Origin of the sequence: Allobosea sp., from assembly GCF_030695125.1 — a bacterium.
GTDB lineage: Bacteria > Pseudomonadota > Alphaproteobacteria > Rhizobiales > Beijerinckiaceae > Allobosea.
The window spans coordinates 157,156-183,727 of the sequence record NZ_JAUYTP010000032.1 but is presented as its reverse complement, the minus strand read 5'-3'; the positions used below and the strand labels follow the sequence as shown (position 1 = coordinate 183,727).

Below are 26,572 nucleotides of genomic sequence, written 5' to 3'. Positions count from 1 at the left end.
AAAGGCGGGCGAGGCGGTTCAGGCGGCTGAAATGCGCATCCGCCGATCGGCCAGCCGCTCCAGCGCCGCATCCAGCGTGGCATCGCGCTTGGCGAAACAGAAGCGCACCACGGTTTTGACCGCACCCTCCGCATAGAAGGCGCTGACGGGAATCGCGGCCACGCCATGCTCCGTCACCAGCCGCCGGCAGAAATCGACATCGTCGGTCTCGCCCAACGCGGCGATGTCGACATTGAGGAAATAGGTGCCGACGCTGGGCAGCACATTGTAGCCGAGGCCCCGCAGGCCATCGGCGAAGCGGTCGCGCGAGCGCTGGAAATCGGCGCGCATGCCCTCGAAATAGCTGTCGTCCTTCCCCAGCCCGTAGGCGACCGCGGACTGCAGGTTCGGCGGCGTGGTGAAGGTGATGTATTGATGCGCCTTGGCCAGCACCTTCATCAGCGGCGGCGCCGCCATCACCAGCCCGACCTTCCAGCCGGTCAGCGAAAAGATCTTGCCGGCCGAGGAGATCTTGACCGTGCGCTCGCGCATGTCGGGGCGGCCGAGCACGGGAACATGCCGGCGGCCGTCAAAGACGACGTGCTCCCAGACCTCGTCGCAGATCGCCACCGCATCATGGCGGATGCAGAAATCGGCGAGCAGATCGAGATCGGCCTGGCTGAAGATCGTCGCCGTGGGGTTGAGCGGGTTGTTGAACAGCACGACTTTGGTCTTCGGCGAGAAGGCCTTGGCCAGGGCCGCCTCGCTCAGCCCGAAATGCGGCGGCGTCAGCGTCACGAATTTCGGGATGCCGCCGGCCCGACGCACCAGCGGGACGTAGGCGTCGTACATCGGCTCGAACAGCACGACCTCGTCGCCAGGCGAGACCAGCGCCATCAGCGCGCCGGCGATCGCCTCGGTGGCGCCGGAGGTGACCATGATTTCACTGGCTGGATCGAGGTCAAGGCCCTGCCAGTGCCTGTAATGTGCAGCCGTGGCCTGGCGCAGCTCGGGCAGCCCCATCATCGGCGGATACTGGTTCCAGCCGTTCACCACCGCATCGGCCGCCTTCTGGCGCACGTCGAGCGGACCGGGATCGTCGGGAAAGCCCTGCCCCAGATTGACCGCCCCGGTGTCGCGCGCGAGCTGGGACATCACTTCGAAGACGCTGGTGGGAAGAGCGGCAAAAATCGCATTCATCGCGGTCGGTCGCCTGCGGCACGAAAACAGGCCGCGCGTCTAGCACGGCACGCGGCCTGACGCACGCCACATGGCTCGACGGACCATCCCTGCCGCACGCATCACAAATCGGTGAAATACGAAATGATGATTGTTGACATTCATCATCAATCAGAGTTTAGTCCATCTCGCCGGTTCACGACGGGCACCCGCTGCGACTTCGCCCCTTTGGCGTAGCGGGAATTGGCGTGAACCGGCGACCCTCCCCCATCATGACCGTCACGGCCGTTCACTCGGTTGCCCGGGAGCCAGCCGCCACTTATGCAGGCGCATGGGCACGCTCCGACCCCCCGCCATCATGATCCTGGGCACCGGCTCCAATGTCGGCAAATCGCTGGTCGTGGCGGGGCTGTGCCGGCTGTTCGCCGATCGTGGCCTGAAGGTCAGGCCGTTCAAGCCGCAGAACATGTCCAACAACGCCGCCGCCACGGCTGCCGGCGAAATCGGGCGGGCACAGGCGCTGCAGGCGCGCGCCGCCCGCATCCCCGCGCATGTCGACATGAACCCGGTGCTGCTGAAGCCCGAGAGCGAGACCGGCAGCCAGATCATCCTGCAGGGCAAGGTTGCGGGACATCTCGCCTCGGGCGACTTCGCACGGCGCGGCGACTTCCTGCCCAAGGTGCTTGAAAGCTTCGAACGGCTGAGCGCCGACGCCGATCTTGTCCTGGTCGAGGGCGCGGGCTCGCCGGCGGAAACCAATCTGCGGGCGCGCGACATCGCCAATCTCGGCTTTGCCCGCGCGGCCGGCGTGCCGGCGGTCCTGATCGGCGACATCGACCGCGGCGGCGTTATTGCGAGCCTGGTCGGCACCCATGCGGTGCTCGACGCGGCCGACCGCGCCATGATCGCGGCCTTCGCCGTCAACCGCTTCCGCGGCGAGGTTTCGCTGTTTGCCGAGGGCGTCGAGACCATCCGCAAGGCGACGGGCTGGCCCTGCCTGGGCGTCGTGCCCTGGTTTGCCGATGCGGTGCGCCTGCCGGCGGAAGACGGGCTCGATCTGCGCGCACTCGCGCCCAAGCCGGGCGCGCGGCTCAAGATCGCCGTTCCCATCCTGCCGGGCATCGCGAATTTCGACGATCTCGATCCGCTCAAGCTCGAACCCGCGATCGATCTCGTCCTGGTTCCACGCGGGCAGGCGCTGCCCGGCGATGCCGATCTCGTCATCCTGCCGGGGTCGAAGACGACGCTGCGGGATCTCGCAGCGCTGCGCGCGCAGGGCTGGGACATCGACATCCTGGCCCATCGCCGGCGCGGCGGGCATATCCTGGGGCTCTGCGGCGGCTACCAGATGCTCGGGCGCGTGGTGTCCGATCCGCTCGGCCTGGAAGGCCCGCCCGGCGAGGCGCCGGGTCTCGGCCTGCTCGACGTGGCGACGGTGCTGGAGGGCCAAAAGACCGTGCGCGAGGTCGATTTCGTGCAGGCATTCAGCGCGGCCAGCGGCCGGGCCTATGAAATTCACCTCGGGCGAACCGAGGGCGCCGATCTGGGCCGCGCACCGTTTCGCGTCGGCGACCGGGCGGAAGGCGCGGCGAGCGCCGACGGTCGTGTGCAAGGCACCTATCTGCACGGCGTCTTTGCCTCGGATACGGTGCGCGCTGCTTATCTCGCCGCCGTGACAGGCGCCGGCCTGCGCTCGAGCCTGTCCTATGAGGACGATGTCGAGGCGACGCTCGACCGGCTCGCAGCCCATCTCGCGGCCCATCTCGACATCGACGCCCTGCTGGCACTCGCCCGCGCCCGCGCCAAGGTCGGCTGAAGCGCTCCGCGGGAACATCGTGTCGGCAGGGCGCGTTGGTCGGCATGCGGATCGGCGTCCGCCGCTGCAAACAGCCCCGCCATTTAATCCAGATCAATGCAACCGGGGGCAGGGCGGAGAATTCTATCGAAAGATCTTATTCTCCAGAATGTTGACGAATAACGAAATTCGTCATAGCGATCAATTCCGCCGACAGCCGCCCAAGCAGCAGGACAGGCCGACACCGTGACATTACCCGAGCGCGATACGAGGCAAAGCATCGTCGATACCGCCGAGCGCTTCTTCCGCGACATCGGCTACCAGAAGACGACCGTTGCCGACATCGCCAAGTCGCTGCGGATGAGTCCGGCCAATGTCTACCGGTTCTTCGACTCGAAGAAGTCGATCAACGAGGCGGTGCTGGCGCGCTTCAAGGGCGAGCTCGAGGAGGCGCTGTCGCTGATCATCGCGGAGCCGCGCTCCGCCGGCAGCCGCTTGCGCGAGATGCTGCTGACCACCCATCGGATCAACCAGGCCCGCTTCGCCGACCAGCAGCGCATGCAGGAGATGGTCTGCGCCGCGATGGAGGAGAGCTGGGATGCGATCCTCGGCCATATCGAGCGCTTCGATGCGCTGGTGGGCGGAGTCGTCGCCGAAGGCGTCGCGAGCGGCGAGTTCCGGGCGATCGCCCCCGTGGCGGCGACGCAATGCATCCGTACGGCGATGCTGCGGTTCCAGCACCCGCTGCTGATGGCGCAATGCGAGCGGATTCCCGGACCTTCGGCGGAAGCGATGATCGAATTCATCATGACCGCGCTCGAGCAGCCGAAGCCAAACGTCTGAGCGCCCGCCACCCGGCCAGGCCGCGGCCGCGTTGACAAGCCGCCCGGCGAGCAGGATACCCCGCCTGTCATGGCCCAACGTTCCAAGCACAGCCTCAAGAAGCTCGCCGTCATTCTCCACGATCTCGTGGCGACGGCGCTGGCGATCTGGCTCGTCTTCATCGTCCGTTTCGAGGGCGACCAACTCGGCGAGCATCTGCGCTATCTGCCGCGCTTCCTGCTGTTCTTCGTGCCCTTCTCCGGGCTGGTCTACTGGTTCTTCTCGCTCTACCGCTCGAAATGGCGCTTTGCGTCGCTGCCGGACCTGTCGAACATCGTCAAGGCGACGAGCATCCTGACGCTGACCCTGGTCGTCGTCGACTATGTCCTCGTCTCGCCGGATTTCTACGGTGCATTCTATTTCGGCAAGATCAGCATCGGCCTCTACTGGCTGGTCCAGGTTTCGCTGCTGGGCGGCTCGCGTCTGGCCTATCGCTACTTCAAATTCTCCCGCAGCCGGCGCAACGCGGCGCGCGAAGCGTCGCTGCCCGCCCTGCTGCTGGGGCGTGGGTTCGAGGTCGAGATGGTGATCCGCGCCATGGAAGCCGGCACCATGCGCAAGCTGCGACCGGCCGGCATCCTGTCGCCGCGGGTCGACGATCTCGGCCAGACGATCCGCGGGGTTCCCGTGCTCGGACTGCTTTCGGAGATCGAGCGCATCGCGGGCGACGCCGCCGAGCGCGGCGAGGGTTTTCGCCGCATCGTGGCGACGCCGAGCGCGCTCCTGCCCGAGGCGGAGCCGGAGAAATGGCTGGCGCGGACGCGCAAGCTCGCCTTGCCGATCTCCCGCATCGACACGCTGGGCGAAGGCGTGCGCGACGCCGAGCTGGCGCCGCTCGAAATCGAAGACCTCCTCGTTCGCTCGACGGTGCGGATCGACCGCGAACGCCTCGGCGCCTTTCTGAAGGGCAAACGCGTCATCGTCACCGGCGGCGGCGGCTCAATCGGCTCGGAGATCTGCCTGCGCTGCGCCGCGTTCGGTGCGGCCGAGCTCCTGATCGTCGAGAGCTCGGAGCCCGCGCTCTTTCAGGTGACAGAGCAGCTGATCGCCCAGGCGCATGAGACGCTCGTCTCCGGCGCGCTGGCGGATGTCCGCGACCGCGACCGGATCACGCCGCTCTTCACCGCCTTCAAGCCCGACATCGTGATCCACGCCGCCGCGCTGAAGCACGTGCCCTATCTCGAGGCGGACTGGAGCGAGGGCGTCAAGACCAACATCTTCGGCTCGGTCAACGTCACCGACGCGGCGATCGCGGCCAATGCCAAGACCTTCGTCCTGATCTCGACCGACAAGGCGATCGAGCCCGTCTCGATGCTGGGCGCGACCAAGCGTTTCGCCGAGATGTATGCCCAGTCGCGCGATGCGGAGTTCGTCGCGGCGGCCGCGGGCATGCGGCTCGTTGCCGTGCGCTTCGGCAATGTGCTGGGCTCGGTCGGATCCGTGGTGCCAAAGTTCAAGGCGCAGATCGCGCGCGGCGGGCCGCTGACGGTGACCAGCCCCGACATGATCCGCTACTTCATGACGATCCGCGAGGCCTGCGACCTCGTCCTGACCGCCGCCTCGCATGCGCGTTCGGACGGGCCGGAGGCCGAACGCGCCGCCGTCTACGTCCTCAAGATGGGCCAGCCGGTCAAAATCATGGATCTGGCCGAGCGCATGATCCGTCTGGCGGGGTTCGAGCCGGGCGAGGATATCGAGATCGCGGTCACCGGCGTGCGGCCGGGCGAGCGGCTGAACGAGATCCTGTTCGCCCGCGACGAGCCGATGGCCGAGACCGGACTCGACGGCGTCATGGCGGCCAAGCCCGTCTTCGCCAACCGGGCCCGGCTGCAGGCCTGGCTGGCGCGGCTGGAGGTGGCGCTCAAGGCCGATGATCGCATCGCCGCCGATTCCGTGCTCGACGAGGCGATCCCCGATTTCAGCCTGCGCCAGTCGACGCCGCCAGGCGCTGCAGCGCCGCCCTCGTCTCGACAGGCGGCCGCCAGCCGGCCCTGAGCAGCCCCTCGGGCCGGGCGACGAGGCTGCCGCTCAGCTTGACGAAAGCCTCCTCGCGGCCCGCCAGACGCGCCGCCAGCCGCAACAACCCGATCGGCAGCGCGACCAGCCAGGGCCGGCGCCCCACCCCGGCCCGCAGCGCCGTCAGAATGGCGGCGATCCCGATCGGCTCCGGATCGGCGACGAAGAAGGCGCGGCGCATCGGGCATTTCGGCGTCAGCGCGAAGAGGATGGCGTCGGCCAGATTCTCGACCGCCAGCAGCGAGCGCGGCGCCGTCAAGGCGCCGAGCGGAAGCGGCAGCGGCCCGCGCGCCAGCTTCAGCAACGCCGCCATGTTCGCCTTCACGCCGGGCCCATAGACCAGCACGGGGCGCAGCGCGACCCAATCGAGATCGAGCTTGGCGAGGCCCTGCTCGGCGGCGAGCTTCGAGCGGCCATAGGGGTCGTCGGGGACCGGCGGGTCGTCCTCGCGCAAAGGCGGACCATCGAAGGCCCCGGTCTGCGCCTTGATCGACGAGATGAAGACGAAGCGCGAAACGCCGGCCCGGTAGGCCGCCTGCGCCAGGTCGAGCGTGGCTTGCGTGTTGATCTGCCGATAGAGCGCCGCATCGAGGCCGGGACCCGCATGGGCGAGGCCGGCGAGATGGACGACATGCGCGACGCCCTGCAGCGCCTGCGTCCAGTCGATCGGCCCGGCGAGATCGCCGGTCGCCACGGCCTCGGTGCCGTCTGGAGGCGATGACCCCGCCCTCTGCGTCACGCGGACGCGATAGCCCGCCGCCAGCAGCGCCGCGACGACATGGGGTCCGACGAAGCCACCGGCGCCGGTGACGAGGACGCGCTCGCCGCTCATGGCGCGGAGGCCGGGCGGGCGAAGCGACGCAGCAGCCATGCGGTTGGAAGGATCGCGGCCGCGAGGCATGCGAACTGGATCCAGGCCGCCGGCCACAGGATGCTGAGCGCCGCCAGCAGGATGAGCCCCAGGTTGAGCAGCGCGACCTGCCTGACGATGCTCGCGACGCTGTAGCCGTTCGTCGTCGCCTGCTGGTAGAAATGCGAGCGATGCGCCTCCCAGACGCGTTCGCGGCGCGCCAGCCGGCGCAACAAGGTCAGCGTGGCGTCCATGACGTGGTAGAGCGGCAGGATCAGCGCCGCAGCCAGCGCGCCCGTTCCCGCCAACCGGTAGAGCAGATAGGCGCTGACGAGGCCGATCGGCAGCGAACCGACATCGCCCAGGAACAGCCGCGCCACGGGCTTGTTGAAGGGCGCGAAGCCGAGCAACCCGCCGCAGAGCGCAGCCGCCAGCAGCCCGGTCGGCAGGTCGATCAACCCCAGGCCCGCCGCCAGCGCCAGCGCGCCCGCCAATGGCACGAAGCCCGCGACCGTGATCCAGTCTAGCCCGTCCATGAAGTTGGTCAGGTTGACGAACCAGAGGCCCGCGAGAAGCGCCAGGCAGCGCTCCGCCGCCAACGGCATCTGGGGAAACAACCGGATTTCGGGCGCCGCATAGACGAGCACGACCGCGACACAAAGCGCCTGCAGGCCCAGCCGCAAACCCGCCGGCAGCGGCCTGATGTCGTCCCAGGCACCGACCAACGCCAGCGCCGCAGCCGCCACCCCGACGAAAACCAGCTCCGCCATCCCAGCCATCGGCGCCAGCAGCCAGACAGCCAGCCACAACGCCAGGAAGCCGCCGCCGAGTACGGCGATGCCGCCGCCTTGCGGCGTCGGCACGCGATGGCTGGAGCGGGCATTGGGACGCGCCAGCGCGTAGCGGGCGAGCAGCGGCCGCAGCAGCACGCAGAGCAGCGCCGAAGACGCGGCGGCCGCCATCAGGACGAAAAGGGGGGCGAGACGTTCCAAGCTCTGGGGATCACCGTGGCGGCATCGCGACTTCCTAGAGCATGGCGCCGGAAAGCGGGAGCCCGTTTTCGGATGTTCTGCGCCGGGACCGCCTTGAATTGTCCGGCACAAAGAGGGAACATGAAGGATGCCTCTCGCCGATTCCCTGCTCGAACCCGCATCCGCGCGACCCGACATCACCCGCGCCGTCTGCCGTGGCGCGGCGCGGCACCTGCGCGAGCGCGGCTATGCGATCGTCAAGGAAATGACCTTCGGCAATGGCCGCCGCGGCGATATCGTCGCGTTGTCGCCTGCGGGCGAACTGCTCGTGGTCGAGGTCAAATCCGGCCTGGCCGATTACCGCATCGACGGCAAGTGGCCCGATTATCGCGACTATTGCGACGCCTTCCTGTTCGCCGTCGGGCCGGATTTCCCGCACGAAATCCTGCCCGGCGATGTCGGGCTGATCATTGCGGACGCCTATGGCGGCGCGCTGATCCGCGAGGCGCCGCGGCATCCGCTGGCGCCGGCCCGGCGCAAGGCGCTCACCATTGCCTTCGGCCGGCTGGCGGCCGCGAGGCTGGCGCTGATCGAGGACCCGGCGCCGCGCGATTGAGCGTCGCCGTCCGCCGCTAACGCGGCGCGCGCTTGGCCAGGATGCGCTGGAGGGTGCGCCGGTGCATCCCCAGACGCCGTGCCGTCTCCGAAACATTGCGGTTGCAGAGTTCGTAGACACGCTGGATGTGCTCCCAGCGCACCCGGTCCGCCGACATCGGATTTTCCGGCGGCAGCGGCCGGGAGTCCCGCGCGGCGGCGAGGGCGGCATGGATCTCGTCGGCGTCGGCGGGCTTGGCGAGAAAATCGAACGCGCCGAGCTTCACCGCGCTGACGGCGGTTGCGATGTTGCCATAACCGGTCAGCACGACGCCGCGCGCATCGGGACGCCGTTCCTTGAGCCGCGCGATGACGTCGAGCCCATTGCCGTCGCCGAGGCGAAGATCGATCACGGCGAAGGCCGGAGCCTCCTGATCGACCGCGGCGAGGCCGGCGCTGACGGTGTCGGCCATCCGCACGGAATAGCCGCGGCTCTCCATGGCGCGAGCCAGACGGGTCAGAAAGGGCCGGTCATCGTCGACCAGCAGCAGCGACATGTCCGTCGCCACGGCGACGGGGGCAACTTCGGCCAGAATCTCCTGCATCACATCCTCCTCTCGCCGGGACGTCCCGCGAGAACCTTGAACGCGGCTCGAGCCGCGACGTGTCGTCGGTCGGTGTTCATCTGCCAACCCCATGTGGGATCGACTGTTGCGTGTTTTGAGAGCCCGGCAGCAGGAGATCGGCTTCGAACACGTCGCGCAGCCAGCGCATCCGGACGCAGGCGCCGCTCGCCGGCGCCGGCAGGTTCGAGAATTCCATCACTGCGCCTCCCCGCTCCAGCAGGGTCTTGGCGATGAACAGCCCCAGGCCGAGCCCGCCACCGGCCCGGTTTTCGGTCGTCCCATGCGTGAGATAGGGGTCGCCCGCACGCAGCAGCACATCGGGCGGAAAGCCCGGGCCGTCATCGGCGATGGTGAGCGTGACATGGAGCTGGTTCCATTCGGCCGTGATCGTGACGGTGGAGCTGGCGAAATCAACTGCGTTGTCTACGATATTGCCGAGGCCGTAGATCATACCGGGATTGCGACGGCAGACCGGTTCGGGCTTTTCGCCGGTCATGACGATCTCGAAGGGCACGCCGAACGGGCGCTGCGGCCCCGCCGCCTCCTCGATCAGAAGACGCAAGCCGAGCTGGTCGAGCGGGCTGCCATCGTCGTCCTGCAACGAGGCGAGCTTGCCGAGGATGCCGCGGCAGCGCTCGACCTGCTCGCGCAGCAGCGCGATGTCGTCGGCCATCTCCCCCTCGGCCGGAGCCAGCCGCGACAACTCTCGTGCGACGAGCGCGATCGTCGCGAGCGGCGTACCGAGTTCATGGGCGGCAGCGGCCGCGAGCCCGTCGAGTTGCGACAGATGCTGCTCACGCGCCAGGACGAGCTCGGTGGCGGCGAGCGCGTCGGAGAGGTCGCGCGCCTCCTTGGCGACGCGCCAGGCATAGCTGCCGGTGAAGCCGAGGCCGAGCACGAGCGCCGCCCAGTTCCCCAGCTGATAGGAGAGCGGCAGAACCGGCCGGTCCGGGCCGTTCCACGGCAGGGGCAGATGCGTCAGGCCCACGAGCGTCGCCAGCGCGATGGCGAGGCAGCCCAGCAGCAGCGTGCGCTGCGGCGGCAGCGCCGTCGCCGAGATCATCACCGGCGCCAGCAGCAGGATCGAGAACGGGTTCTGCAATCCGCCCGTGAGAAACAGGAGCACCGACAGCTGCACGATGTCGAAGGCGAGCAACGCGGTCGCCGGCCCAGGCCGCAGCCGATGGCTGAGCGGGAAGCGGATGCGCAGCGCGATGTTGAGCCAGGACGAGACCGCGATCGCGGTGAAGCACCAGCCGAAGGGCAAGGTGAAGCCGAGCCCGAAATGCACGCCGGCGACCGTCAGGCTCTGGCCGGCAATGGCCAGCCAGCGCAGGCGCACCAGCGTATCGAGCCGCAGATGCCGGTTCGCCCGGCCGAAAGCCGGCATCGAAAGCTCGGGAAAGCTCATGCGGGACGATCCGTCCTGGACGTGTTCGGCATCATGCAGGGCGCTCCGGCGCACAGGGGACAAATCAGCGTGGGGATGAATCTTAGTCTTTTGCGGGATTGAATGAGAACAATTTAGGCATAGGGTGCGTTGGTGTTGCGCCGCACCATTGCGTGATATGCCGCCAGACGACCCGAGTAACCGCATCGACGGGGCCACCATGTCATATGCCTACCATGCCTATGAAGCGGTTCACATGATGCTCAGCCCCGCCAGGGGCTTCTCGGATGCGATGCATCTGGCGTTCAAGAACCCCGCCAACCCGCTGACCTATACCCCGGTGGGCCGCAGCATCGCGGCTTCCTGCGAGCTGTTCGAACGCACGACGCGTCGCTACGGCAAGCCGGCCTTCGGGCTGTCCGAAACGACGATCAACGGCGTGAAGACCGCGGTCGAGGAGCGCGTCGTCTGGGAGCGGCCGTTCTGCCGGATGGTCTATTTCGATCGCCGCATCGAGGGCCGGCGCAAGCCGCAACCCAAGGTGCTGCTGGTGGCGCCGATGTCGGGACACTACGCCACGCTGCTGCGGGGGACGGTCGAGGCGTTTCTGCCCGGCCACGAGGTCTACATCACCGACTGGACCGATGCCCGTCTTGTGCCGATCACCGCGGGCGGCTTCGATCTCGACGATTACATCGACTATGTCATCGCGATGCTGCAGATGCTGGGCCCGGAGACGCATGTCATGGCGGTCTGCCAGCCTGCCGTGCCCGTGCTCGCCGCCATCGCCCGGATGGAGGCCGACAACGATCCCAACGCACCACGGTCAATGACGCTGATGGGGGGGCCGATCGACACCCGCCGCTCGCCGACCGAGGTCAACAACATGGCGGTGGAACGCGGCATCGACTGGTTCCGCCAGCGCTGCATCACCACCGTGCCGTTCCCGCATCCGGGGTCGTTCCGCCGGGTCTATCCGGGCTTCCTGCAGCTATCGGGCTTCATGGCGATGAATCTCGATCGCCATGTCACCGCGCATCACGACATGTTCAAATATCTCGTCCGCGGCGATGGCGACTCGGCCGAAAAGCATCGCGACTTCTACGACGAGTATCTGGCGGTGATGGATCTGACCGCGGAATTCTATCTGCAGACCGTCGAGACCGTCTTCATCGAGCACGCGCTGCCGAAGGGCACGATGATGCACCGCGACAAGCCCGTCGATTGCAGCGCGATCCGGCGCGTCGCGCTGATGACGGTCGAGGGGGAGAAGGACGACATCTCCGGCGTCGGCCAGACCCAGGCCGCCCATGATCTGTGCGCCAATATCCCCGACGACAAGCGCGTGCATTATCTGCAGCTGGGCGTCGGGCATTACGGCGTCTTCAACGGCTCGCGGTTCCGCTCCGAGATCGCGCCGCGGATCGCCGACTTCATGCTCACGCTCGACATGGAAGCCGCAAAGAGCCGCCGCGATGCCGGCGCCACCGAAGCGCGCAAGGCGCTGAAGGTCGCGAGCTGAGGCTCGCCCCCCGCCGAGGCCTCTGCTTCTGCAGGACGACGCAACGCCCGCCATCCCGGATCGACCGGGATGGCGGGCGTTTTGCGTTTGGCTCAGCGGAAGAAGATCAGCGTCTGCAACAGGAACAGCGGGATCAGGATCGCGCCCGACCAGGCCATGTAGCCGAAGAAGCTCGGCATCTTGACCTTCCGGTCCTTGGCGATGGCATAGACCATGAAGTTCGGCGCATTGCCGATATAGGTGTTGGCGCCCATGAACACGGCGCCGGCCGAGATCGCCGCCAGCGTCAGCGCGCCCGTCGTCATCAGCACCTGCGGATCCCCACCGGCCAGCTCGAAGAAGACGAGATAGGTCGGCGCGTTGTCCAGGAACGACGACAGGATGCCGGTCAGCCAGAAATAAGCGACCGTGTTGTTGCTGCCGTCGGGGTTGCTCACCAGCGCGACGAGACCCGAGAAGGCGCCGTTGCGGCCGGCCTGAAGCATCGCCAGCACGGGAATGATGCAGATGAAGATGCCGGCGAACAGCTTGGCGACCTCGAGGATCGGCCCCCAGGTGAACTCGTTGCCGGCCCGCACGGGCTTGGGCGTCAGCTTGAGCGACGCCCAGGCCAGCGCCAGGAGGATGAGATCGCGGGCGATGTTCTGCAGCTCGACCTTCGAGCCGGCGATGTCGAAGACGATGCCGGGCTTCCAGCTCGCCGACATCAGGATCGCCGCGATGACGCCGCCGAGCAGGATGAAGTTGACCTTGCCGTAGAGCTTGATGTCGCGGTCCGGCGTCGGGTCCCTCAGCGAGGGCATGCCCTCCTCTTTCTTGTAGAACCAGTGGTCGAGCCCGAAGAACAGCGCCAGCAGGATCGCGACCGCCAGCAGCGTCTCGGGAAACAGATGCGTCGTGGTCCAGAAGAAGCTGACCCCGCGCAGGAAGCCGAGGAACAGCGGCGGGTCGCCCAGCGGCGTCAGCGAACCGCCGATGTTGGAGACCAGGAAGATGAAGAACACCACGACATGGACGTTGTAGCGCCGGCTGTCATTGGCGCGCAGCACGGGCCGAATCATGATGATCGAGGCGCCGGTGGTGCCGACGAAGCTCGCCATCAGCGTGCCGATCGCCAGCAGGGCCGTGTTCGTCGTCGGCGTGCCGTGCAGGTTGCCCATGATCAGGATGCCGCCGGCGATCGTGAACAGCGCAAACAGCAGGATGATGAAGGGGATGTATTCGAGCAGCGCCGTATGCGCGAGCGCCGCCAGCGCCGGCTCGAAACCGCGGAAGAGCAAGAGCGGCACCAGCACCAGAATGGCCCAGAACGCCGCGAACTTGCCGTAGTTCAGCTCCCAGAAATGCGGGAACAGGATCGGGCCGAGCGCAATCGAGAGCAGCATGCCGGCGAAGGGCAGCGCCCAGAGCACGCCCATCGAGGCGCCGCCGATGTCGGTGGCGGCCAGCGCCGGCCCCGATAACAGGCACGACAGAACCAGCGCGGTGGCCCGCGCCATAATCGAAACAGCCATTCCCCGCCCCGCTTTGCGCGCCTTTGTCCGCGACGGGTATACGAAGGCCATGCGCCTCGCAACCTGATGTGCCGAGCCGCTTTTTCGCCATTGTGCGGGTGTTCTTTTCAAGAGAATAATCTTCTCTGGCGGTGATGGGCCGCGCCTTGAGTCGGACAGCGCCATGTGCCGTTTCCTCGCCTATTCCGGCGTTCCGGTCTTCCTCGAGGATCTGGTGGCGGCGCCGTGCCATTCTCTGATCCACCAATCGCTCCACGCCGCCGAGACCAAGACCGGCACGAATGGCGACGGATTCGGCGTCGGCTGGTATGGCGACCGGCCGGAGCCCGGCCAGTATCGCGAGGTTCGTCCCGCCTGGTCCGACGAGAACCTGCTCTCGATCGCGCGGCAGGTGCGCTCGCCGCTGTTCTTCGCCCATGTCAGGGCCGCGACCGGCACGGCGACGACACGGGCGAACTGCCACCCCTTCGCCCATGGCCGCCATCTCTTCATGCATAACGGCCAGATCGGCGGCTATGGCCTGCTTCGGCGCCGGCTGGAGAGTCTGATCCCCGATTCCTATTATTCGGCACGGGTCGGCACGACCGATTCGGAGGCGCTGTTCCTGCTCGTGCTGGCGCGGATCGAAAGCGGCATGGCGCCGGGCGCCGCACTGGCCGCAGCGCTTGGCGACGCGCTGTCGCTGATGCGGCAGGTCGGAACCAGCGAGCCACTGCGCTGCGCCGCCGCGCTGTCCGATGGCGAGACGATCCATGCCGTGCGCTGGTCGTCGGACGCCACGCCGCCGAGCCTCTATGTCTGCCAGCGCGGCGACAGCGTCGTGGTCGCCTCTGAACCGGTGGATGCGGCCCGCGACTGCTGGCAGGCCCTGCCCTGCAGCACGCTGGTCACCGTGCGGGCGGGGACGGTGACGCTGTCGCCCTTCGCGGTCGGGCTCGCCGAGGCGGCGTGACCGCGAGGAGGCATGACCGCGAGACGGGTTGATCGGTGGCGCGATCAGCCGTGCAGGCGGTTGTCGCGGCGGCCGATGAACCGAACGGCGATGGGGAGCGACTGATGAGGGGCCGCGCCTTGCGGCTCGAACCTCGCCGCCCCGACACCACACCTCCCAAAGGCCGTCGGGGCGGCGAATGACCACCCCGGCAGCGAAGATTGTGATGGATGAAGCGGCTTCGTCGTGCGGGCCGCGCAAGCAAGACGCCTGGCGTCTTCGCCCGGCCCTGGCCCGCTACGGGCTCTTCAACTGTCGATGTTCTAGAAGGGAGATGGTGGAGCCAGGCGGAATCGAACCGCCGACCTCTTGAATGCCATTCAAGCGCTCTCCCAACTGAGCTATGGCCCCACTCTCAGCCGGCTGACATGGGGGTCAGCCGGGTCGTTCCGCTGTCCGGGCCACTCACCTGTTCGGTGGGAAGACCGGGCAACCGAGCGCCGCGTCAGCGGCGAAGCGCTCTATAGGCGGGAGCGGAGGAAGACTCAAGCGCCGAATGTCGCCTGATCGTCATTCTTTTTCGCCGCTCCGGCGGGAGACGTTCAGACGTCCTCGTCGCCCTCGATGTCGCCATCGATCAGGTCGGCGACATCGTCGTCGCCTTCCTCGTCCTCTTCCAGGAAGGTGTCATCATCGGGCGCGACATCGTCTTCGACCTCGATGTCGTCCTCGCTGGTGACGACGGCGTCCTTCTCGGTCGCCTCGGCATCGGCCTCGTCGAGCGAGACGAGCTCGACGGCGCTGTCGGCGGCCTCGACCTCATCCTCGTCCTCGTCGGACTTGGCGGCGACTGCGGCAGCGGCCGCCTTGGCCTGCGGCTCGAACACCGAACGCGGATAGGATTGTCCCGTGTAAGGCGAGACGATCGGGTCCTTGTTCAGGTCGTAGAATTTGCGGCCCGTGGTCGGGCAAACGCGTTTCGTTCCAAGTTCCGGTTTCGCCACTGCGTCGGACCTTCAATCATTCATGTTCTGAAAAGCAGGCGCGTCCGTTAGTCGGGGCAGCCGGCCCTGTCAAATGCTGATTTCGGGCCGGAGGGCTTCACCGTGTCCGACAACGCCCGATTCAGCCGGACTCGTCTTGCTTCCCGCGACCGCAACCCGAGCGTGACGCATGGCGGGCCGGCATGCTAGGGCACCGCTTTCCCGATCGACCAGCCGGCAGAAGCATCGTGTCCCACGCGCACCCCCCCGTCCCCGTCACCGCGCGCCGCTCTGGCCCGCTCGCCGGTCGCGTCCGCGTGCCCGGCGACAAGTCGATCTCGCACCGGGCGATGATCTTCGGCCTGCTGGCGATCGGCGAGACGAAGGTGACGGGCCTGCTCGAGGGCGAGGACGTGATGCGCACGGCCGAGGCCGCCCGCGCGCTCGGCGCGACCGTCCATCATGACGGGCCGGGCTCCTGGCGGGTCCGCGGCGTCGGCGTCGGCGGGTTGCGCGAGCCCGCCGGGACGCTGGATTTCGGCAATGCCGGCACGGGCTCGCGCCTGATGATGGGCGTCTGCGGGGCGCATCCGATCACCACGACCTTCGATGGCGACGCCTCGCTGCGCAAGCGGCCGATGCGCCGCATCCTCGACCCGCTGGAGCTGATGGGGACGGTCATCGTCTCGCAGGAAGAGGAGGGCCGCGTACCCCTGACCCTGCGCGGGCCGCAGGAGGCGCTGCCGATCACCTACCGCACGCCGGTCGCCTCGGCGCAGATCAAGTCGGCCGTGCTTCTTGCCGGCCTCGCCGCGCCGGGCGAGACCACGGTGATCGAGACGGAAGCAACGCGCGACCACACCGAGAAGATGCTGACCCATTTCGGCGCGGAGGTGATCGTGACGCCCGATGGCGCACATGGCCGTCGCATCGTGCTGAAGGGCCAGCCCGAACTGCAGGCGGCGCCAATCGTCGTGCCGGCCGATCCGTCCTCGGCCGCCTTCCCGCTGGTCGCCGCCCTGATCGTGCCGGGCTCCGACATCCTGATCGAGAGCGTGATGACCAACCCGCTGCGCAGCGGGCTGTTGACCACACTGCGCGAGATGGGCGCCGACATCACCATCGAGAGCGAGGCCAATGAGGGCGGAGAGGCGGTGGCAACGCTGCGCGTGCGCGCGTCGAGCCTGAAGGGCGTGACCGTACCGCCCGAGCGCGCGCCGTCGATGATCGACGAGTATCCGGTGCTGGCGGTGGCCGCCTCCTTCGCGACCGGGACGACCCGGATGCGTGGCCTGCAGGAGCTGCGCGTCAAGGAATCCGACCGGCTGGCGGCCGTCGAGGCCGGGCTGAAGGCGGCGGGCGTGACCTGCGCGATCGAGGGCGACGATCTTGTCGTCGAGGGCTCGGGCGGTGCGGTCGCGGGCGGCGGCACCGTCGCCACCCATCTCGACCACCGCATCGCGATGAGCTTCCTCGTGATGGGGCTGGCGACGGACAAGCCGATGCAGGTCGATGACGGCGCGATGATCGCGACGAGCTTCCCGAGTTTCATCGCGCTGATGAACGGGCTCGGGGGCGAGATCGGATGACGCAACCGGCTGCAGGGCTGGTCATCGCGGTCGATGGCCCGGCCGCCTCGGGCAAGGGCACGCTGGCGCGCCGGCTTTCGGCGCATTACGGCCTGCCCTATCTCGACACCGGCCTGCTCTACCGCATGGTCGCACGGGCCATGCTCGACGGCGGACACGACATCCGCGATGCAGGGGCGGCCGAAGACATCGTCTCGCGCTTCGACGGCAGCGCCTTCACCGAGGAGGCCCTGCGCGGCCGCGAGATCGGCGAGGCGGCCTCCGTGGTCGCCGCCATGCCGGCCGTCCGCAGCGGGCTGATCGAACGTCAGCGGCGGTTTGCCGCGCAGCCGGGCGGCGCGGTCCTGGACGGACGCGACATCGGCACGGTGATCTGCCCCCTCTCCCAGGCGAAGCTCTTCGTCACCGCCACGCCCGAGGTCCGCGCCGCACGGCGGCAGAAGGAACTGGCCGGGCGCGGCGAGCCCGCGCCTTTCGACGGCATCCTCGCCGACATCCGCCGCCGCGACGCGCGCGATTCAGGCCGCAGCGACGCGCCGCTCAGAGCCGCCGAGGATGCGGTGATCCTCGACACCTCCGCCCTGACCATCGACGAGGCGCTGGCGGCGGCCATCGCGATCGTCGAGAGGCGGCGGGCCGCCGGGCCGGAGCAGCCTTTCACGGAGCGGTGACTGCCCGGCATTAAGGCTTGGAGGGAATCAAAAGCAGGCGCAGAGTTTCGTCACGATGGGATGACGGAGGTGGCGATGCGGCGTTGGCTGTGCGGTCTCTTGAGTCTGGCTGCGGCGGTTTTCCCGGCCGCGGCCCATGCCCAGTCGGCGGCCGGCCCGCCCGAAGAGGTCGATGTCGCGCTGGTGCTGGCGGTCGACGTCTCCTTCTCGATGGATCTCGACGAACTCGCTCTGCAGCGCAACGGCTATATCGAGGCCTTCCGCTCCAAGCCGCTGCACGACGCCATCGCCAAGGGGGCGATCGGCAAGATCGCCGTGACCTATTTCGAATGGGCGGGCGGACACTTCCAGCATGTCGTCAAATCCTGGACGATCATCGATACGCCCGCCTCGGCCATCGCCTTCGCGGAGGAACTGGGGGAGGCGCAGACCCGGCGGGGGCGGCGCACCTCGATCTCGGCCGCGATCGACCTCGGGGTCCAGCTGATCGAGCAGGCGAATGTGGTGCCGCTGCGCAAGGTGATCGACATCTCCGGAGACGGCGCCAACAATGACGGGCGCCCCGTGACCGTCGCCCGCGACGAAGCCGCCGCCAAGGGCATCTCCATCAATGGCCTGCCGGTCATGCTGAAGCAGGCGAGCTATTTCGACCTCGACAATCTCGATCGCTATTACAAGGACTGCGTCGTTACGGGGCCGGGAGCCTTCGTCATCCCGATCCGCGAACGCAGCCAGTTCGTCGATGCGACGCGCACAAAGCTGATCCGCGAGATCGCGGAGGTTGCGCCCGAAGGGCTCGGTCTGGTCCAGAAGGCTCAGTCCACCGGCAGCAACGCCACCTGCCTGGCCGGCGAGCGGCAATGGCGCGACCGGATGGGGAATTGAGACAAGGTCAGGGCCGTGCGGTCGGCGCAAACAACGCGTCGACATCGCGCCCTCGATAGGCGATGCGAAGGATCACGACCGTGTCCGCCCGAATGGTGAAGGCGATCGTGGCGCGTCGGCGATAGCCGATCAGGCGCAAGCCCGGCAAAAGCTCATCGCGCCGTCGCCCGCGTTCAGGCGCGAAGGTCAGATTGAAGCAAAATGACCGCAGGCGCCCGATAAAATTGTCGGCGACACGCTCGCCACTCTGGTCCGCGATCCAGGCATAGAGTGAATCGAGATCGTCCCTCGCTTCCGGCAGGAAGACGAGGTCGAATCGTCTCATTTGCTGGACTGGTGCTGCTTACGGGCGCGATAGCGCACCGCCATTCCGTCGAAGACCTCTTCGGCTGGGATGGCACGGTCCGGATCTGCGAGATAGGCGTCATAGGCGGGCTTAACCGCGGCGAGCAGTGTGCTGTCGTCGAGGTCGAAAATATCGAGTTGCCGCAGGCCATCACAGATCGCCTCGCTCTCCGAAGCATACTCTCCGGACGCGACCCTGTCCTTCAGCGCCCGCGCCATATCGTCTGGAAGGGTGATGGTCAGCGAGGTCAGGCCCATTTGGTTTTCTCCTCGGTGCGAGGATAGCAGCGGCCGGCCGTCGCATCCAGCCACGCTTCACGTCCCGCGCGGCTTGGCCCGCGTCGTGGGCGGGGCGGCGGCGGGGTCGTCGGGCCAGGGATGGCGCGGGTAGCGGCCCTTCATCTCGGATTTCACCGCTGCCCAGGAACCGCGCCAGAAGCCCGGCAGGTCGCGGGTGATCTGCACCGGCTTGTGGCCGGGCGAGAGCAGTTCCAGCACCAGCGGCACCCGCCCGCCGGCCAGCGCCGGGTGCTTTGCCAACCCGAAGAGCTCCTGCACCCGCACCGAGATCGTCGGGCCGGCCTCCGCGCCGTAGTCGACGGCGAGGCTGGAGCCGGTCGGCGCGGTGAAATGGGTCGGTGCCTCGGCCTCGAGCCTTCGCTTCAACTCCCAGGGCAGCAGCTCCGCCAGCGCCCCGTCGAGATCGCCGGGCTCGATCGCCGCAAGCGAAGCCCGCCCGACGAGATGCGGCACGAGCCAGAGGGCGGCATCGGAGGCCAACCCCTCATCCGAGAGATCGGGCCAGGCATCGGTCGCGCCAGCCTCCGCCGCGGCCCGTCGCAGAAATCCGACGCGCTCGCGCAACTGCCGCTGCGCCTTCGTCCAGGGCAGCAGGCCGATGCCGAGCGCGGCTATCCCTTCCGCGAGGACGGTCGCATTCGCCAGCGTCGGCTCGGCCGGGAGCGGCCGCTCGGCGAGGCTGAGGGCGCCATAGCGCCTCACCGCCCGCACGCGGAGCGCGCGGGCGGTTCGGTCAAAGCTCGTCTCGCTGCGGTCTTCGATCGCGAAGGGCGACAGTCCTTCGGCGACGAGCCAGGCGATGTCGGGCTCCGTGAAGGACGCGGCCGAGAGGATGCGCGCCTGCTGGGCCGCGCCGGTCATCTCCGCGATCACGAGATGGGTTTCGCGGGCGAGACGCTGGGCCGCCTCCAGCGTCGCGCCGCGGCCATTGGCGAGGAGATACTGCCCCGAACCCGCGCTGCGCGCCCTGGCGACGCGTTCGGGATAGGCGAAGGCGAGGAGGAGCCCCACTGAGAGGGCTTCGCGGGGACTGGACGGGCCCGCAGCCCGTTCGGCGGCGCGCGCCCAGCCCTCGGCCAGGCGGCGCATATCCGCGGCGCGGCCGCCTCTCTCTCGCTCCAGCCGGTCGAGCCGTTCCGACAGGTCGATCGCATCGCCGCCCAGACCGCGCTCCACCAGAAGCGCCGCCAGCAGGGCAGCCGCTCCGGCCTGCCCGAAGCGCGCCGCCACCACGACCATGCGCGCGAGGCGCGGCGGCAGCGGCAGGGTCTGGAGGGTGCGGCCTTCCGGCGTGATCCGGCCATCGCCATCGAGCGCGCCAATGCTGCTCAGAAGGCTGCGCGCCTCCTTCAGGGCCGGCACTGGGGGCGGATCGAGGAAGGAGAGGCTGGTGGGGTCCGCCACGCCCCAGGCGGCACAATCGAGCAGCAGCGGGGCGAGGTCGGCCGAGAGGATTTCGGGGCGGGCGAAGGCCTCCAGCGCGCCGTTACCCGCTTCCTCCCAGAGCCGATAGCAGATGCCCGGCTCGGTGCGGCCGGCGCGGCCGCGGCGCTGGTCGCTGGCCGCGCGGCTGGCACGACGGGTCTCGAGCCGAGTCACGCCGAGATCGGGCTCGTAGACCGGTACGCGGGCGAGGCCGGAATCGATCACCACCCTGACCCCCTCGATCGTCAGCGAGGTCTCGGCGATGGCGGTTGCGAGCACGACTTTGCGGCGGCCGGGCGGCGCGGGCAGCACGGCACGGTCCTGTTCGGCCTGGTCGAGTGCGCCATAGAGCGGCGCGATCTCGACAGCCTTATCGCGGATGCGCTCACGCAGCCGTTCCTCGACCCGCCTGATCTCGCCCTGGCCGGGCAGGAAGACCAATTGAGAACCCGGCTGTTCGGCGAGCGCCAGCAGGACGGCGTCCGCCACCTGATCCTCGATGCGCTTCAGCGGCTCGCGGCCGAGATAGCGCGTCTCGACCGGGAAGGCGCGGCCCTGGCTCTCGATCACCGGCGCCTCACCAAGCAATCTGGCGACGCGCGCGCCGTCCAGTGTCGCCGACATCACCAGGATGCGCAGATCCTCACGCAGGCCCGCTTGTGCGTCGAGCGCGAGCGCCAGCCCGAAATCGGCATCGAGCGAGCGTTCGTGGAACTCGTCGAAGAGCACGGCAGCAACGCCATCGAGCGCCGGATCGTCGAGGATCATGCGGGCGAAAACGCCCTCGGTAACGACCTCGACGCGGGTCTTCGGGCCGATCTTCGACCCCAGCCGGACCCGCAGGCCGACGGTGTCGCCGACACGCTCGCCCAATGTCTGCGCCATGCGGGAGGCCGCGCCGCGGGCCGCCAGCCGGCGCGGCTCCAGCATGATCAGCTTGCCGCCTTTCGCCCAGGGCTCTTCGAGCAAGGCCAGCGGCACGCGCGTGGTCTTGCCGGCGCCGGGCGGCGCGACGAGCACGGCGTTGGGCTGCGTGCGCAGGGCTGCCGCGAGATCGCCGAGGACGGCGTCGATCGGGAGAGGCGTGTCGAAGGCGCGCATGACCCGGATGTGACGCAGCCCGCCACCGCGCGCAAGCGCTACCCTCTCGCCAGCCCGCGCGCGTCATGCTAACCGCTCAGGCCATGACCGACATCCAGACAGCCACCGGCCAGGCTCGCATCCAGGCCCGTTTCCAGGCCTGCGCCAGCGAGGGCCGCGCCGCGCTCGTGACCTTCGTCACAGCCGGTGATCCCGACCTCGCCACCTCGGCCGCGATCCTGACCGCCCTGCCCGCGGCCGGCGCCGACATCATCGAGCTCGGCGTGCCCTTCACCGACCCGATGGCCGACGGCATCCCCGTCCAGCTCGCCGGGCAGCGTGCACTGAAGGCCGGCCAGACGCTGAAGAAGACGCTGGCGATGGTCGCGGAATTCCGGGGCGCCGGGCACGACACGCCGATCGTGCTGATGGGCTATTATAACCCGATCTATGCCTATGGCGTCGATCGTTTCCTGGAGGATGCACGCGCTGCGGGCGTCGACGGCCTCATCGTCGTCGATCTGCCTCCGGAAGAGGATGTCGAGCTCTGCCTGCCGGCGCTGGCGGCCGGCATCAGCTTCATTCGCCTGGCGACGCCGACGACCGACGACAAGCGCCTGCCCAAGGTGCTGCAGAACACCTCCGGCTTCGTCTACTATGTCTCGATGAACGGCGTCACCGGCGGCGCGATCGTCAATTACGACGCCGTCGGCGATGCGGTCGCCCGGATCAAGCGGCATACCGACTTGCCGGTCGCCGTTGGCTTCGGCGTCAAGACGGCCAAGGATGCGGAGGCCATCGCTGGTGGCGCCGACGGCGTCGTCGTCGGCTCGGCCTTGGTCGAGCGCGTGCGGCTCTCGCTGGACACCGAGGGCAAGGCCACGGAAAAGACCGTTTCGGCTGTCACCTCGCTGGTTTCAGAATTGGCCGCGGGCATCCGCTCGGCCGCGAAGGCGGCGGCCTGAGGCCTCCGGCCCCGCCCGCCTTCCGTGCCAGAACCGTCAGGAATCGATCCATGAACTGGATTTCCGAAGTCGTCCGGCCGCGCATCAAGACGCTGTTCAAGCGCGAGAGCCCGGAGAATCTCTGGATCAAATGCCCCGATTCCGGGCAGATGGTCTTCCATAAGGATGTCGAGGCCAATGGCTTCGTCATCCCGGGCTCCGACCACCATCTGCGCGTCACCGCGCAGGACCGGCTGAAGCTGACCTTCGACGAGGGCAAGTGGCTCGACGTGCCGCTGCCCGAGGTCGCGACCGATCCGCTGAAGTTCCGCGACGAGAAGCGCTATATCGACCGGCTGAAGGACGCCCGCGCCAAGACCGGCGCGGCGGATGCCTTCAAGGTCGGCTATGGCCGGGTGAAGGGTTTCGCCCTGACCATCGCGGTGCAGGATTTCCACTTCATGGGCGGCTCGCTCGGCATGGCCGCCGGTGAAGCCTTCATCAAGGGCGCGCTGACTGCGATCGAGAAGAAGACGCCCTATGTCGTCTTCGCCGCCTCGGGCGGGGCGCGCATGCAGGAGGGCATCCTGTCCCTGATGCAGCTGCCGCGCACCACGGTCGCCATCCGCATGCTCCGCAAGGCCGGCCTGCCCTATATCGTCGTGCTGACCAACCCGACCACGGGCGGCGTGACCGCCTCCTACGCCATGCTCGGCGACATCCACATCGCCGAGCCCGGCGCGCTGATCGGCTTCGCCGGGCCGCGCGTCATCGAGCAGACGATCCGCGAGAAGCTGCCCGAAGGTTTCCAGCGCGCCGAATATCTCAAGGATCACGGCATGGTCGACATGGTCGTCCACCGCCACGATCTGCCGGAAACGCTCGCCCGCCTCGGCCGCCTGCTGACAAAGCAGCCGGCGGCGGGTGAGGACGCCAAGCCCGCGGTGCCCGCCGCACCGGTCGCTGAAGCCGTTTGAGGCGGCGCTCGGGATCATGGGGTCGTCCGATACGGTTCTCGCGCGGCTGCTCGCGCTGCATCCCAAGCTGATCGACCTCTCGCTCGGGCGCATCCTGACGCTGCTCGAGCGGCTCGGCGATCCGCAGAAGCGGCTGCCGCCGGTGATCCATGTTGCCGGCACCAATGGCAAGGGCTCGACGATCGCCTTCATGCGGGCGATCCTGGAGGCGGCAGGCCTGTCCGTCCACGTCTACACCTCGCCGCATCTCGTGCGCTTCCACGAACGCATCCGGCTGGGCGCCCCCGGAGGCGGCCGCTTCGTCGACGAAGCCGTGCTGGTCGAGGCGCTGGAGCGCTGCGAGCGCGCCAATGCCGGTGACCCGATCACCTTTTTCGAGATCACCACCACTGTTGCCTTCCTTCTCTTCGCCGAGCACAAGGCCGATGTCGTGCTGCTCGAGGTCGGCCTCGGCGGGCGTTTTGATGCCACCAATGTCATCGCCAACCCGGCCTGCACGGTGGTGACGCCGGTCTCGCTCGACCATGCCGAATATCTCGGCGACAGCGTCACCAAGATCGCGGGCGAGAAGGCCGGAATCTTCAAGCGTGGCGCCCCGGCCGTCATCGCCCCACAGGAGCCCGAGCCGACCGCCGTGCTCGAAGCGACCGCCGAGCGGGTCGGTGCCGCGAAGATTCTGATCGGCGCGCAGGATTTCTCGGTCCACGAGGCCGGCGGGCGGCTGGTCTACGAGGATGGCGACGGGCTGCTCGACCTGCCCCTGCCGAAGCTCGCCGGGCGCCATCAGCATGTGAACGCCGGCACGGCGATCGCCGCCCTGCGTGCGGCCGGCTATGGCGGCCTGCCGGCTGGCGCCTTCGAGCAAGGCATGCTGGACGCCGACTGGCCGGCGCGGCTGCAGCGGATCGCGCGCGGCAAGCTCGCCGAACTGGTGCCGGGCCGAGCCGAGCTCTGGCTCGATGGCGGGCACAACCCCGATGGCGGCCGCGTTCTGGCGCAGGCCATGGCCGATCTGGCCGACCGTAACCCGGCGCCGCTGGTGATGATCGCCGGCCTGCTCTCGACCAAGGATGCGGGCGCAACGCTGCGCCATTTCAAAGGGCTGGCGCAGCTGCTCTTCGCCGTTCCGATCCAGAACCAGCTCGTCGCCCGACCGGCCGAGGAGGTCGCGGGGCTGGCGCGTGCGGCCGGCCTCACCGCCGAGGTTTCGGGCTCAGTCGAGCAGGCGCTGCGCGAGATCGCGGCGCGCGACTGGTCGGCCCCGCCGCGCATCCTGATCTGCGGCTCGCTCTATCTCGCAGGCGAGGTGCTGTCGGCGAACGGGACGCTGCCGACCTGACTATCGCTTCGCCCCCGGAAAACCGACCTGCCGGAAGAAGGCATCGACTTCGGGGGCCCAGCTTTCCATGGCGCGGATATAGCGATGGCCATCCTCGCCATAAGCGGGCGCAGCCACGAGACGCGCCTGGCCGCCCGCTGCAGTGAATGCCCGATGGAGCCGCTGCGCGAGCTCGGGCCCGAAGAAGCGATCGTTGACGCTGTAGATCCATAGTTCGGGCACTGTTGAGCCGCGGCCATAGTTCGCGGCGGCGGCGACCAGCTCGTCGGGCTTGCAGACCTCGTCCGGGCCGCGAGAGCCGCGTCCGCCCGCGAAGTTCACGACGCCGACAAGTCCCTTGAGCGGCTTCGACGCGGCTGCGAGCGAACCCCAGCCGCCGGCCGAGACCCCCATCAGCACGATCCTCTTCGGATCGGCGTCGGGGCGGGACGCCACCATCGCGGCGGCGGCACGAATATCCTCAGCGCTCGCAAGCCCGGCTTGATGGTAACGCGCCTGCGCACAGCCACCATATGCCTCCGCCCAGGAAGAGGGTTGCGGGCCATAGCCGCGCCGGATCGGCACGCCGACGAGAATGCCGCGGCGTGCGATGCTCGCGGCCACCTCGCTCAAGGTGCCTCGGCCAAATTCGCGGCGCCCGGCGGCATCGCGAGGGCTGCCATGGGACAGGATGAGAACAGGGAACGGCCCCGGACCGGGCGGCACATGGAGGTGGACCGGGACCACCGAGCCGGCCACGTTGACCGATGCCTCCTCGCGCTGCTGCGCCCGCGCCGAAGCGGCTGCGAGCAGCGGCAGGATCGCCAGCGCCAAACAGGCCGGGATGATCCGGAACATTCGGTCGCGGCGGAGGCTGTTAGAAGGCATGGTGAGAATTCCGCAGGAGATAGCGATGACGAGAGAGAACACCGGCTGGCGCGATGTCGCAAGAATCGGCCAGGGCAGCTGGTATATCGAGCGAGGCGATCGCACTGAGGCCGTCGCGGCGCTGCGGCGCGGTCTCGATCTCGGCCTGACTCATCTCGACACTGCCGAGATGTATGGCGACGGGCGCTCGGAGGCGATCATCGGCGAGGCCATCGCCGGGCGGCGCGAGGAGGTCTTTCTCGTCTCGAAAGTGCTGCCGCACCATGCCTCGAAGGCTGGCGTACGCGCCGCCTGCGAGCGCTCGCTGCGCCATCTCAAGACCGATCGGCTCGACTGTTACCTGCTCCACTGGCGCGGGCCGTATCCGCTGGCCGAGACCTTCGCCGCCTTCGAGGCGCTGAAGGCCGAGGGCAAGATCCTCTCATGGGGCGTCAGCAATTTCGACGAGGGCGATCTCGACGAGGCCCTCGAAGCAGCGGGCCCAGGCCAGATCGCCTGCAACCAGGTGCTCTATCACCTCCGCGAACGCGCCATCGAGCATGCGGTCATTCCCTGGTGCGAGCGCCACGGCGTCGCGGTGACCGCCTACAGCCCCTTCGGCCATGACGGGTTCCCGGCTGCGGACAGCCCTGGCGGCCGGGTTCTGGCGGAGATCGCTACGGCCGATGGCGCCAGCCCGCGGCAGGTCGCGCTCGCTTTCCTGACCCGCCGGGCCAGTGTCTTCGCGATTCCGAAGGCTGGGACCCAGGCCCATGTCGAGGACAATGCCGGCGCGCTGCGGCTGACGCTGACCGACAGCGACCTTGCAAGGATCGACGCGGCCTTTCCGCTGGGCAGAAAGCCGTCCTCGCTGCCGATGCTGTAGAGCATGCTGATTCGGCACGGAAACACGCCGTCATCCCGGACAAGCCGCGAAGC

Annotated in this window: 24 protein-coding genes and 1 tRNA gene; 13 read left to right on the top strand and 12 right to left on the bottom strand. The window is 68.4% G+C overall.

Annotated features, from left to right (window positions below; translation table 11 throughout):
- Positions 1-18: 18 nt before the first annotated feature.
- Positions 19-1,179 carry an aminotransferase gene (locus Q8S38_RS14500; protein ID WP_305681131.1) on the bottom strand — a complete coding sequence of 387 codons (1,161 nt, stop codon included), beginning with the start codon at positions 1,177-1,179 and terminating at the stop codon, positions 19-21.
- Positions 1,180-1,516: 337 nt separating this feature from the next.
- Between Q8S38_RS14500 and Q8S38_RS14495 the strand changes: the two genes are divergently transcribed.
- From Q8S38_RS14495 to Q8S38_RS14485, 3 genes are all read left to right on the top strand, one after another.
- On the top strand, positions 1,517-2,974 hold the full coding sequence (locus Q8S38_RS14495) for a cobyric acid synthase (protein WP_305681130.1): 1,458 nt from the start codon (positions 1,517-1,519) through the stop codon (positions 2,972-2,974).
- Positions 2,975-3,199: 225 nt separating this feature from the next.
- A complete protein-coding gene (locus tag Q8S38_RS14490; protein ID WP_305681129.1) occupies positions 3,200-3,796 on the top strand; it encodes a TetR/AcrR family transcriptional regulator in 597 nt (198 codons plus the stop codon).
- A gap of 69 nt (positions 3,797-3,865) precedes the next feature.
- Entirely contained in the window at positions 3,866-5,830 is a 1,965-nt protein-coding gene (locus Q8S38_RS14485) for a nucleoside-diphosphate sugar epimerase/dehydratase (RefSeq protein ID WP_305681128.1), read from the top strand.
- Here the strand turns inward: Q8S38_RS14485 and Q8S38_RS14480 are convergent.
- Positions 5,754-6,683 (bottom strand): NAD-dependent epimerase/dehydratase family protein, encoded by a 930-nt coding sequence (locus Q8S38_RS14480; RefSeq protein WP_305681127.1) that lies wholly within the window; start codon positions 6,681-6,683, stop codon positions 5,754-5,756. The genes Q8S38_RS14485 and Q8S38_RS14480 overlap by 77 nt on opposite strands.
- Positions 6,680-7,663 (bottom strand): MraY family glycosyltransferase, encoded by a 984-nt coding sequence (locus Q8S38_RS14475; RefSeq protein WP_305681154.1) that lies wholly within the window; start codon positions 7,661-7,663, stop codon positions 6,680-6,682. The genes Q8S38_RS14480 and Q8S38_RS14475 overlap by 4 nt, the downstream gene beginning before the upstream one ends.
- A gap of 157 nt (positions 7,664-7,820) precedes the next feature.
- On the opposite strand from Q8S38_RS14475, the gene mmcB reads away from it, so the two are divergent.
- Positions 7,821-8,288, top strand: a complete 468-nt coding sequence (gene mmcB / locus Q8S38_RS14470; RefSeq protein ID WP_305681126.1) for a DNA repair putative endonuclease MmcB — start codon at positions 7,821-7,823, stop codon at positions 8,286-8,288.
- Positions 8,289-8,304: 16 nt separating this feature from the next.
- On the opposite strand, the gene Q8S38_RS14465 is transcribed toward mmcB, so the two are convergent.
- Complete coding sequence (locus Q8S38_RS14465; protein ID WP_305681125.1) at positions 8,305-8,871, bottom strand: ActR/PrrA/RegA family redox response regulator transcription factor; 567 nt, start codon at positions 8,869-8,871, stop codon at positions 8,305-8,307.
- A gap of 76 nt (positions 8,872-8,947) precedes the next feature.
- The gene (locus Q8S38_RS14460; RefSeq protein WP_305681124.1) at positions 8,948-10,303 is read right to left on the bottom strand and encodes an ActS/PrrB/RegB family redox-sensitive histidine kinase; all 1,356 of its coding nucleotides are present in this window, start codon (positions 10,301-10,303) and stop codon (positions 8,948-8,950) included.
- Positions 10,304-10,502: 199 nt separating this feature from the next.
- On the opposite strand from Q8S38_RS14460, the gene Q8S38_RS14455 reads away from it, so the two are divergent.
- A complete protein-coding gene (locus Q8S38_RS14455) occupies positions 10,503-11,804 on the top strand; it encodes a polyhydroxyalkanoate depolymerase (protein WP_305681123.1) in 1,302 nt (433 codons plus the stop codon).
- A gap of 92 nt (positions 11,805-11,896) precedes the next feature.
- Here Q8S38_RS14455 and Q8S38_RS14450 read toward each other — a convergent pair whose 3' ends face one another.
- The gene (locus Q8S38_RS14450) at positions 11,897-13,318 is read right to left on the bottom strand and encodes a sodium:proton antiporter (RefSeq protein WP_305681122.1); all 1,422 of its coding nucleotides are present in this window, start codon (positions 13,316-13,318) and stop codon (positions 11,897-11,899) included.
- Between the two features lie 163 nt (positions 13,319-13,481).
- Here Q8S38_RS14450 and Q8S38_RS14445 point away from each other — a divergent pair, with 163 nt between their 5' ends.
- The gene (locus Q8S38_RS14445) at positions 13,482-14,270 is read left to right on the top strand and encodes a class II glutamine amidotransferase (protein ID WP_305681121.1); all 789 of its coding nucleotides are present in this window, start codon (positions 13,482-13,484) and stop codon (positions 14,268-14,270) included.
- A 314-nt stretch (positions 14,271-14,584) separates the two neighbouring features.
- On the opposite strand, the gene Q8S38_RS14440 is transcribed toward Q8S38_RS14445, so the two are convergent.
- Both Q8S38_RS14440 and Q8S38_RS14435 read right to left on the bottom strand, forming a co-directional pair.
- A tRNA-Ala gene (locus Q8S38_RS14440) sits at positions 14,585-14,660 on the bottom strand.
- 191 nt (positions 14,661-14,851) lie between these two features.
- Positions 14,852-15,253, bottom strand: a complete 402-nt coding sequence (locus Q8S38_RS14435; RefSeq protein ID WP_305681120.1) for a TIGR02300 family protein — start codon at positions 15,251-15,253, stop codon at positions 14,852-14,854.
- A gap of 227 nt (positions 15,254-15,480) precedes the next feature.
- On the opposite strand from Q8S38_RS14435, the gene aroA reads away from it, so the two are divergent.
- The 3 genes from aroA to Q8S38_RS14420 all read left to right on the top strand — a co-directional run bounded on the left by aroA (position 15,481) and on the right by Q8S38_RS14420 (position 18,377).
- On the top strand, positions 15,481-16,821 hold the full coding sequence (gene aroA, locus Q8S38_RS14430) for a 3-phosphoshikimate 1-carboxyvinyltransferase (RefSeq protein ID WP_305681119.1): 1,341 nt from the start codon (positions 15,481-15,483) through the stop codon (positions 16,819-16,821).
- A 17-nt stretch (positions 16,822-16,838) separates the two neighbouring features.
- On the top strand, positions 16,839-17,492 hold the full coding sequence (gene cmk / locus Q8S38_RS14425) for a (d)CMP kinase (RefSeq protein ID WP_305681153.1): 654 nt from the start codon (positions 16,839-16,841) through the stop codon (positions 17,490-17,492).
- Positions 17,493-17,567: 75 nt separating this feature from the next.
- The gene (locus Q8S38_RS14420) at positions 17,568-18,377 is read left to right on the top strand and encodes a DUF1194 domain-containing protein (RefSeq protein ID WP_305681118.1); all 810 of its coding nucleotides are present in this window, start codon (positions 17,568-17,570) and stop codon (positions 18,375-18,377) included.
- 7 nt (positions 18,378-18,384) lie between these two features.
- Here the strand turns inward: Q8S38_RS14420 and Q8S38_RS14415 are convergent, their stop codons facing one another.
- From Q8S38_RS14415 to hrpB, 3 genes are read right to left on the bottom strand one after another with little or no spacing between them, the layout of a single operon-like run.
- Positions 18,385-18,702: a type II toxin-antitoxin system RelE/ParE family toxin gene (locus Q8S38_RS14415; protein WP_305681117.1), complete on the bottom strand. Its 318-nt coding sequence runs from the start codon at positions 18,700-18,702 to the stop codon at positions 18,385-18,387.
- The gene (locus tag Q8S38_RS14410) at positions 18,699-18,980 is read right to left on the bottom strand and encodes a ribbon-helix-helix domain-containing protein (protein ID WP_305681116.1); all 282 of its coding nucleotides are present in this window, start codon (positions 18,978-18,980) and stop codon (positions 18,699-18,701) included. The genes Q8S38_RS14415 and Q8S38_RS14410 overlap by 4 nt, the downstream gene beginning before the upstream one ends.
- A 57-nt stretch (positions 18,981-19,037) precedes the next feature.
- The gene (gene hrpB, locus Q8S38_RS14405) at positions 19,038-21,548 is read right to left on the bottom strand and encodes an ATP-dependent helicase HrpB (RefSeq protein WP_305681115.1); all 2,511 of its coding nucleotides are present in this window, start codon (positions 21,546-21,548) and stop codon (positions 19,038-19,040) included.
- An 83-nt stretch (positions 21,549-21,631) separates the two neighbouring features.
- Between hrpB and trpA the strand changes: the two genes are divergently transcribed.
- From trpA to Q8S38_RS14390, 3 genes are read left to right on the top strand one after another with little or no spacing between them, the layout of a single operon-like run.
- The gene (gene trpA, locus Q8S38_RS14400) at positions 21,632-22,492 is read left to right on the top strand and encodes a tryptophan synthase subunit alpha (RefSeq protein WP_305681114.1); all 861 of its coding nucleotides are present in this window, start codon (positions 21,632-21,634) and stop codon (positions 22,490-22,492) included.
- A gap of 50 nt (positions 22,493-22,542) precedes the next feature.
- Positions 22,543-23,448, top strand: a complete 906-nt coding sequence (gene accD / locus Q8S38_RS14395) for an acetyl-CoA carboxylase, carboxyltransferase subunit beta (protein ID WP_305681113.1) — start codon at positions 22,543-22,545, stop codon at positions 23,446-23,448.
- 16 nt (positions 23,449-23,464) lie between these two features.
- Positions 23,465-24,787, top strand: coding sequence for a bifunctional folylpolyglutamate synthase/dihydrofolate synthase (locus Q8S38_RS14390; RefSeq protein ID WP_305681112.1), 1,323 nt, complete (start codon positions 23,465-23,467; stop codon positions 24,785-24,787).
- Here the strand turns inward: Q8S38_RS14390 and Q8S38_RS14385 are convergent, their stop codons facing one another.
- Positions 24,788-25,696 (bottom strand): alpha/beta hydrolase family protein, encoded by a 909-nt coding sequence (locus Q8S38_RS14385; protein ID WP_305681111.1) that lies wholly within the window; start codon positions 25,694-25,696, stop codon positions 24,788-24,790.
- Here Q8S38_RS14385 and Q8S38_RS14380 point away from each other — a divergent pair.
- Positions 25,680-26,519, top strand: coding sequence for an aldo/keto reductase (locus Q8S38_RS14380; RefSeq protein WP_305681110.1), 840 nt, complete (start codon positions 25,680-25,682; stop codon positions 26,517-26,519). The genes Q8S38_RS14385 and Q8S38_RS14380 overlap by 17 nt on opposite strands.
- Positions 26,520-26,572: the final 53 nt, after the last annotated feature.

What these genes read in the sequence shown, in the direction of transcription:
- Q8S38_RS14500 (WP_305681131.1), bottom strand. Translation starts at nt 1,179, where the DNA reads ATGAATGCGATTTTTGCCGCTCTTCCCACCAGCGTCTTCGAAGTGATG.
- Q8S38_RS14495 (WP_305681130.1), top strand. Translation starts at nt 1,517, where the DNA reads ATGATCCTGGGCACCGGCTCCAATGTCGGCAAATCGCTGGTCGTGGCG.
- Q8S38_RS14485 (WP_305681128.1), top strand. Translation starts at nt 3,866, where the DNA reads ATGGCCCAACGTTCCAAGCACAGCCTCAAGAAGCTCGCCGTCATTCTC.
- Q8S38_RS14480 (WP_305681127.1), bottom strand. Translation starts at nt 6,683, where the DNA reads ATGAGCGGCGAGCGCGTCCTCGTCACCGGCGCCGGTGGCTTCGTCGGA.
- Q8S38_RS14475 (WP_305681154.1), bottom strand. Translation starts at nt 7,663, where the DNA reads ATGGCGGCCGCCGCGTCTTCGGCGCTGCTCTGCGTGCTGCTGCGGCCG.
- mmcB (WP_305681126.1), top strand. Translation starts at nt 7,821, where the DNA reads ATGCCTCTCGCCGATTCCCTGCTCGAACCCGCATCCGCGCGACCCGAC.
- Q8S38_RS14465 (WP_305681125.1), bottom strand. Translation starts at nt 8,871, where the DNA reads ATGCAGGAGATTCTGGCCGAAGTTGCCCCCGTCGCCGTGGCGACGGAC.
- Q8S38_RS14460 (WP_305681124.1), bottom strand. Translation starts at nt 10,303, where the DNA reads ATGAGCTTTCCCGAGCTTTCGATGCCGGCTTTCGGCCGGGCGAACCGG.
- Q8S38_RS14455 (WP_305681123.1), top strand. Translation starts at nt 10,503, where the DNA reads ATGTCATATGCCTACCATGCCTATGAAGCGGTTCACATGATGCTCAGC.
- Q8S38_RS14450 (WP_305681122.1), bottom strand. Translation starts at nt 13,318, where the DNA reads ATGGCTGTTTCGATTATGGCGCGGGCCACCGCGCTGGTTCTGTCGTGC.
- Q8S38_RS14445 (WP_305681121.1), top strand. Translation starts at nt 13,482, where the DNA reads ATGTGCCGTTTCCTCGCCTATTCCGGCGTTCCGGTCTTCCTCGAGGAT.
- Q8S38_RS14420 (WP_305681118.1), top strand. Translation starts at nt 17,568, where the DNA reads ATGCGGCGTTGGCTGTGCGGTCTCTTGAGTCTGGCTGCGGCGGTTTTC.
- Q8S38_RS14415 (WP_305681117.1), bottom strand. Translation starts at nt 18,702, where the DNA reads ATGAGACGATTCGACCTCGTCTTCCTGCCGGAAGCGAGGGACGATCTC.
- Q8S38_RS14410 (WP_305681116.1), bottom strand. Translation starts at nt 18,980, where the DNA reads ATGGGCCTGACCTCGCTGACCATCACCCTTCCAGACGATATGGCGCGG.
- hrpB (WP_305681115.1), bottom strand. Translation starts at nt 21,548, where the DNA reads ATGCGCGCCTTCGACACGCCTCTCCCGATCGACGCCGTCCTCGGCGAT.
- trpA (WP_305681114.1), top strand. Translation starts at nt 21,632, where the DNA reads ATGACCGACATCCAGACAGCCACCGGCCAGGCTCGCATCCAGGCCCGT.
- accD (WP_305681113.1), top strand. Translation starts at nt 22,543, where the DNA reads ATGAACTGGATTTCCGAAGTCGTCCGGCCGCGCATCAAGACGCTGTTC.
- Q8S38_RS14390 (WP_305681112.1), top strand. Translation starts at nt 23,465, where the DNA reads ATGGGGTCGTCCGATACGGTTCTCGCGCGGCTGCTCGCGCTGCATCCC.
- Q8S38_RS14380 (WP_305681110.1), top strand. Translation starts at nt 25,680, where the DNA reads ATGACGAGAGAGAACACCGGCTGGCGCGATGTCGCAAGAATCGGCCAG.